The following is a 5,884-nucleotide window of genomic DNA, read 5'->3' on the forward strand; positions in this document are numbered from 1 at the left end:
AGGTCAGCAACACCTCGCGCGGGCCGAACATGACCAGCTCCCGGCGAAACAGCATGCCCAGGTTGTCCGGCACGGTCCGAGCCACGTTGATGTTGTGCGTGACGATCAGGATCGTCGCGTCGATCTGCGCGTTGAGGTCGACCAGCAGCTGCGACAGGTAGGCCGTGCGCACCGGATCCAGCCCCGAGTCCGGCTCGTCGCACAGAATGATCTCCGGATCCAGCACCAGCGCCCGGGCCAGACCGGCCCGCTTGCGCATGCCGCCGGAGATCTCCCCCGGTAACTTCCGCTCGGCCCCCTGCAGGCCGGTCATCTCCAGCTTCTCCAGGACGATCCGGCGGATCTCGGCCTCGCTCTTGCGAGTGTGCTCGCGCAGCGGAAAGGCCACGTTGTCGTAGAGGTTCATCGAGCCGAACAGCGCGCCGTCCTGGAACAGCACCCCGAACAGCTTGCGCACCTCGTAGAGCTGGCGTTCGGAGCACGTCACGATGTCCACGCCGTTGACCACGCACCGGCCCCGGTCGGGCTTGAGCAATCCGATGATCGACTTGAGGAACACCGACTTGCCGGTGCCGGACGGGCCGAGCAACACGCTGATCTCGCCGGCCGGCAGCGTGAGCGTCACGTCGCGCCAGATGGCCTGCCGGCCGAAGGATTTGGTCAGGCCTTCGACCACCACCTCGGCGCCCATCCAGCCCTCCCGGTCATGTCGGCCTCACCCAGGTGCAACGAGTCGGACGCGCATGGGTTACTCGCCAGTTGGGAAACGCGAGGTACCCCGCCGGGGCTGGGGTCAAACACGACACACGGGGCCGGTTACCGTCTCGGTATCCGGCCCCGTGGGGGTTGTCGAGCGCTCAGCAGGTCACTTGAGCGAGATGGTCGCCCCAGCGGCCTCCAGCTTCTCCTTGGCGGCGTCCGCCGCCTCCTTGTTGACCTTCTCCAGAACCGGCTTCGGCGCGGCCTCGACCAGCTCCTTGGCCTCCTTCAGGCCCAGGCCGGAGACGACCTCGCGGACCACCTTGATGACCTGGATCTTCTTGTCGCCCGCGGCCTCGAGAACGACGTCGAACTCGTCCTTCTCCTCGGCGGCCTCGGCGCCGGCGCCGCCACCGGGACCAGCCGGGCCGGCCATCATCATCGGGGCGGCCGCGGTCACGTCGAAGGTGTCCTCGAAGGCCTTCTTGAACTCGGTGAGCTCGAGCAGCGTCATCTCCTTGAACGCGTCGAGCAGCTCGTCAGTGCTGAGCTTCGCCATGGTGGCGGGTCCTCTCTCGCTGTGGGTTGGGATCGTTCAGCTCTCGGCCGGAGCGTCGGCCGCCGCGGGGGTGTCCCCGCCCGACTTCTTCTCCTCCAGCGCGGCGACCAGCCGGGCCGTTTCGGACGCGGGCGCGGCCAACAGGCCGGCCATGTTCGCCAGGACGGCGTTCATCGCGCCCGCCAGCTTGGCCAGGGTCGTCTCCCGCGAGTCGAGGTCGGCGATCTGGGTGACCTCTTCGACGGAGAGCGGGCGGCCGTCCATGTAGCCGCCCTTGATGACCAGGCCCTTGTTGTCCTTGGCGAAGTCCCGAAGCGCCTTCGCGGCGTCCACTGCCTCGCCGGTGACGAAGGCGATGGCGGTGGGGCCGACGAACAGCTCCTCGAGACCCTGCACGCCCGCGTCCGCCGCGGCCCGCTTGACCAGGGTGTTCTTCGCAACCCGGTAGGTCGCGCCGGTGCCGAGAGAGCGACGGAGGTTGGTGATCTGAGACACGGTGAGGCCGCTGTACTCGGTGATGACGGCCGCCGAGCTGGTGCGGAACCGGTCCGCGATCTCGGCGACTGCCGTCACCTTGTCCGGCTTCGCCATGAGCGTCGCCTCCTCTCTGGTGACTGGTGACCAGTGGTGCGCGAGGGCCCCGGAGACGACGAACGCCCCGGCGCAGCAGCACGGGGCGTGATGAGCACAGATGTGCCCGAACGATCCTCGTCCTCCTGCGCGGGCCGCCCGCCCATTCGGCGGGACCTTCGCCTCCCGGCCCGAGGGCGGGAGGGACCAGCGGTCTTCGGTAGAACCTCGAACAGGTTACGGGACCGGGTGTCGGCTATCCAAATCGACCTGCATGATGAGAGTCGTGCGCGAAAACGAGCACCAGCCGGGACCACCGCCGGCGCTGCCCCCGCCCGGTGGTCCACCGCCGGTCGATCCCGAGCAGGTGCGTCAGTTCCAGCAGTTCCAGCAGTTCCAGGAGCTGATGCGGCAGCACGGCGGGATCCCGCCGGCCCCGGCTCCGCGCCCGCTGTGGAAACGCGTGCTCACCAGCCGCACCGTGCGCCGGCTGGCCCTGCTGGCGATCGTGCTGTTCGGCCTGTACTTCGCCTACGACTACTACTTCGGCGACGACAGCGAGAACCTGCCCGCGTCGGTCACCGGCGGTGGCACCAACAAGACCAACGTGCTGCACGAGACCACGCCGAAGCGCACCGTTCGGCAGGTCTACTCGCACATCGCGCAGAACGACCGGGCGCCCAACGAGTACGAGTTCGTCTGCGGTCAGTTCGAGAACGGTGCGGAGCGGCAGTTCGCCGAAGACTTCGGCGCGCCGGACTGCAAGGCGGCGGTGGCCAAGCTGCACGCGCAGATCGACAAGTCGGTGCCGGGCTGGCGCAACGCCTACGCCGAGCCGTTTCCGGGGGCCGAACTGGGCGAGGTGCCGGTCGGCACGGTCGCGGTGGTGAGCTCGTGCCAGGTCAAGTTCGGCCCGCAACTCGGCGAGTTCACGTTGCGCCGCATCGAGAACGACCAGTGGGTGATCACCGGGCACCGGCCCGAAACCTGCTGAAGGGCGGCCCCGAGCCGGGACCGCCCTTCAGAGCTGTTCGGTTCAGGCGACCGGCGCCTCGTCGGCCAGCATGTTGCGGGTGCGGGCCGGGTCGACCGGGATGCCCGGGCCCATCGTGGTGCTGAAGGTGACCTTCCTGAGGTACCGGCCCTTGGCCGCGGACGGCTTGGCCCGGATCACCTCGTCCAGCGCGGCGGCGTAGTTCTCCACCAGCTTCTCCGGGTCGAAGGACGCCTTGCCGATCACCAGGTGCAGGTTGGCCTGCTTGTCCACCTTGAAGTTGATCTTGCCGCCCTTGATGTCCTGGATCGCCTTGCCGACGTCCATGGTCACCGTCCCGGTCTTGGGGTTCGGCATCAGACCGCGCGGACCCAGGATGCGGGCGATCCGCCCGACCTTGGCCATCTGGTCCGGAGTGGCGATCGCGGCGTCGAAGTCGGTCCAGCCGCCCTGCACCCGCTCGATCAACTCCTCGACGCCCACCACGTCGGCGCCGGCCGCCTCGGCCTCGGCGGCCTTGTCGCCCGCGGCGAACACCACGACGCGGGCCGTCTTGCCGGTGCCGTGCGGCAGGTTCACCGTTCCGCGCACCATCTGGTCGGCCTTGCGCGGGTCGACGCCGAGCCGGATGGCGACCTCGACGGTCGCGTCCAGCTTCACCTTGTTGGTCTCCTTGGCGAGCTTGGCGGCCTCCAGCGGCGAGTACAGCCGCTCCCGGTCCACCAGCTCACTGGCCGCGCGATAAGCCTTGCTGCGCTTTGCCATTGCTGTTCCTCACTTCACGGATCAGTTGTGGTCAGGGCCAGCGCCGGCCCTCCCACGGTGTTTGATTGGTCGCTACGGCCCTATTCGACCGTGATGCCCATGGACCTCGCCGTGCCGGCGATGATCTTGGCGGCCTGCTCGATGTCGTTGGCGTTGAGGTCGGTCTTCTTCTGCTCGGCGATCTCGCGCACCTGGTCCCAGGTCACCTTGGCGACCTTGAGGCGGTGCGGCTCGCCGCTGCCCTTCTCCACGCCGGCGGCCTTGAGCAGCAGCTTGGCGGCGGGCGGGGTCTTGAGCTTGAAGTCGAACGACCGGTCCTCGTACACCGAGATCTCGACCGGCACCACCGTGCCGCGCTGCGACTCGGTCGCGGCGTTGTAGGCCCGGCAGAACTCCATGATGTTCACGCCGTGCTGGCCCAGCGCCGGGCCGACCGGCGGTGCCGGGTTGGCCTGGCCGGCCGTGATCTGCAGCTTGATGATCGCCGCAAGCTTCTTCTTCTTCGGAGGCATTCCGTTTTCCCTAAGTTCCCGATGTTCACCCGGCCGAATGGCAGCGGCCGGATGCCTGCCGGTCCTCGTGCGAGGACCGGTCAGATCTTGGAGACCTGGCTGAACGACAGTTCGACCGGCGTCTCCCGGCCGAAGATCGACACCAGCACCTTCAGCTTCTGCCCGTCCGCGTTGACCTCGCTGATCGTGGCGGGCAGCGTGGCGAACGGGCCGTCCATCACGGTCACCGACTCGCCGATCTCGAAGTCCACCTCCACGACCGGGCCCTTGGCCGGCGTGGCCGCGGCCTTGCCGGCGGCCGGCTTGGCCTGCTGCTCCTGCGGGAGAAGGAACTTCAGCACCTCGTCGATGGACAGCGGCGAGGGCCGCGACGTCGCTCCGACGAACCCGGTGACCCCCGGCGTGTTCCGCACGGCGGACCAGGACGGGTCGTTGAGCTCCATCCGGACGAGGATGTAGCCGGGCAGCACCTTGCGCTGGACCTGCTTGCGCTGCCCGTTCTTGATCTCGGTGACCTCCTCGGTGGGCACCTCGACCTGGAAGATGAAGTCCTCCATGTCCAGCGAGTGGATACGGGTCTCGAGGTTGGCCTTCACCTTGTTCTCGTAGCCGGCGTAGGAGTGCACGACGTACCACTCCCCGGGCGCCCGGCGCAGCGCCTCCCGCATCTCCGCCGCCGGATCCTCCTCGGCCTCGCCCTGTTCGGCGTCCTCGCCGACAGCGTCTTCGGCGACGGCTTCGGCTTCCTCGGCGACGGCTTCCTCGGTGACGGCCCCCTCGGTGACGACAAGGTCACCGTCGTCGGACGAGGCAGGCTCCTCGGCCTCCGCGGGCGTGGCCAGGTCGGCCTGAGCGGGTGCGGCCCGGTCGGCGCCGTCGGAGAAGTCGACGTCGCCGGGCAGGCCGCTCCGCTCCTCGCTGCCAACGGTGCCGTTGTCGGAGCTCACGATGTGTCTCGCTTCCTTTCTGCGTCCGGCCTCAGCCGAACAGCCAGGTCACGCCCTTGATCAGCACGATGTCCATGGCCCAGATCAGGGCCGTCATCACGGCCAGGAACACCAGCACGACCGTGGTGTAGGTGATCATCTGCTTGCGGGTCGGCCAGATGACCTTGCGCAGTTCGGAGACCACCTCGCGAAGGAAGCGGAACCCCCGGGCGAGCAGCCCGGGCCGGGCGGCCTTGCTCTCGTCCCGGGACCGGGTCGGCCGGCCCTTGGCGTCCGGCGCCTTGGTCACGCTCTCGGCCTTGCCCTTGGCCCTGGCCGCGCGCTGGGCCTTGTCCTTGGTCGCCGGGCCGGTCTTGCCCTTCGGGCTCGGCTTCGCGGTCGTCTCCGCGGTCTCGCCCTCCGCGTCCTTACGGGCCGTCGGCCGTGCAGCGGCCCGCCGGTCCCGCCGGGCCGCGGCGGTCACCGGACGAGACGGGCGCTTCTGCCCGTTCTCCTCTGGCTCCGTGTTCCGGTCGTCGGCCACGCCAGTTCCTCCGCTCGCGATCATGGTTCTGGTGCAGGGGCGACAGGACTTGAACCTGCAACCTGCGGTTTTGGAGACCGCTGCTCTGCCAGTTGAGCTACGCCCCTACGCGGCCACCGGAGGATCTTCGAGAGCCGCGTTTGGTGGACGTCAAAGACCCTCCCCACTGTAACCGTGGGGCTGACCGTGACGTTCCAAGTTCCGCAGTCTACGGCAACACCTGCGCGCCTCCCCAACCGACTCGTCTGACACCATGAGCGCATGGCAGCACGGCGTGTGTCAGCGCGCATCGGTGGGATCAGTGAGTCGGCGACA

Annotated in this window: 8 protein-coding genes and 1 tRNA gene; 1 reads left to right on the plus strand and 8 read right to left on the minus strand. The window is 68.6% G+C overall.

Annotation, left to right across the window (positions count from 1 at the left end; translation table 11 throughout):
* From VFO68_RS17055 to rplJ, 3 genes are all read right to left on the minus strand, one after another.
* Positions 1–691: ABC transporter ATP-binding protein (locus VFO68_RS17055; protein ID WP_325159287.1), on the minus strand; the 691-nt coding region annotated here is incomplete at its 3' end.
* Between the two features lie 174 nt (positions 692–865).
* Positions 866–1,258, minus strand: a complete 393-nt coding sequence (rplL, locus tag VFO68_RS17060) for a 50S ribosomal protein L7/L12 (protein ID WP_325159288.1) — start codon at positions 1,256–1,258, stop codon at positions 866–868.
* A gap of 36 nt (positions 1,259–1,294) precedes the next feature.
* On the minus strand, positions 1,295–1,849 hold the full coding sequence (gene rplJ / locus VFO68_RS17065; protein WP_325159289.1) for a 50S ribosomal protein L10: 555 nt from the start codon (positions 1,847–1,849) through the stop codon (positions 1,295–1,297).
* 265 nt (positions 1,850–2,114) lie between these two features.
* On the opposite strand from rplJ, the gene VFO68_RS17070 reads away from it, so the two are divergent.
* Positions 2,115–2,822, plus strand: a complete 708-nt coding sequence (locus VFO68_RS17070; RefSeq protein ID WP_325159290.1) for a hypothetical protein — start codon at positions 2,115–2,117, stop codon at positions 2,820–2,822.
* 42 nt (positions 2,823–2,864) lie between these two features.
* Here the strand turns inward: VFO68_RS17070 and rplA are convergent, their stop codons facing one another.
* The 5 genes from rplA to VFO68_RS17095 all read right to left on the minus strand — a co-directional run bounded on the left by rplA (position 2,865) and on the right by VFO68_RS17095 (position 5,676).
* Positions 2,865–3,587, minus strand: coding sequence for a 50S ribosomal protein L1 (rplA, locus tag VFO68_RS17075; RefSeq protein WP_325159291.1), 723 nt, complete (start codon positions 3,585–3,587; stop codon positions 2,865–2,867).
* 80 nt (positions 3,588–3,667) lie between these two features.
* Positions 3,668–4,099 (minus strand): 50S ribosomal protein L11, encoded by a 432-nt coding sequence (rplK, locus tag VFO68_RS17080; RefSeq protein ID WP_325159292.1) that lies wholly within the window; start codon positions 4,097–4,099, stop codon positions 3,668–3,670.
* 80 nt (positions 4,100–4,179) lie between these two features.
* Complete coding sequence (gene nusG, locus VFO68_RS17085) at positions 4,180–5,046, minus strand: transcription termination/antitermination protein NusG (protein ID WP_325159293.1); 867 nt, start codon at positions 5,044–5,046, stop codon at positions 4,180–4,182.
* Between the two features lie 31 nt (positions 5,047–5,077).
* Positions 5,078–5,569 (minus strand): preprotein translocase subunit SecE, encoded by a 492-nt coding sequence (secE, locus tag VFO68_RS17090; protein WP_325159294.1) that lies wholly within the window; start codon positions 5,567–5,569, stop codon positions 5,078–5,080.
* Positions 5,570–5,603: 34 nt separating this feature from the next.
* A tRNA-Trp gene (locus VFO68_RS17095) sits at positions 5,604–5,676 on the minus strand.
* Positions 5,677–5,884: the final 208 nt, after the last annotated feature.

This window comes from Actinophytocola sp., from assembly GCF_035712165.1.
GTDB lineage: Bacteria > Actinomycetota > Actinomycetes > Mycobacteriales > Pseudonocardiaceae > DASYTH01.

Coding starts and splice junctions, on each gene's coding strand:
- rplL (WP_325159288.1), bottom strand. CDS start 1,258: ATGGCGAAGCTCAGCACTGACGAGCTGCTCGACGCGTTCAAGGAGATG.
- rplJ (WP_325159289.1), bottom strand. CDS start 1,849: ATGGCGAAGCCGGACAAGGTGACGGCAGTCGCCGAGATCGCGGACCGG.
- rplA (WP_325159291.1), bottom strand. CDS start 3,587: ATGGCAAAGCGCAGCAAGGCTTATCGCGCGGCCAGTGAGCTGGTGGAC.
- rplK (WP_325159292.1), bottom strand. CDS start 4,099: ATGCCTCCGAAGAAGAAGAAGCTTGCGGCGATCATCAAGCTGCAGATC.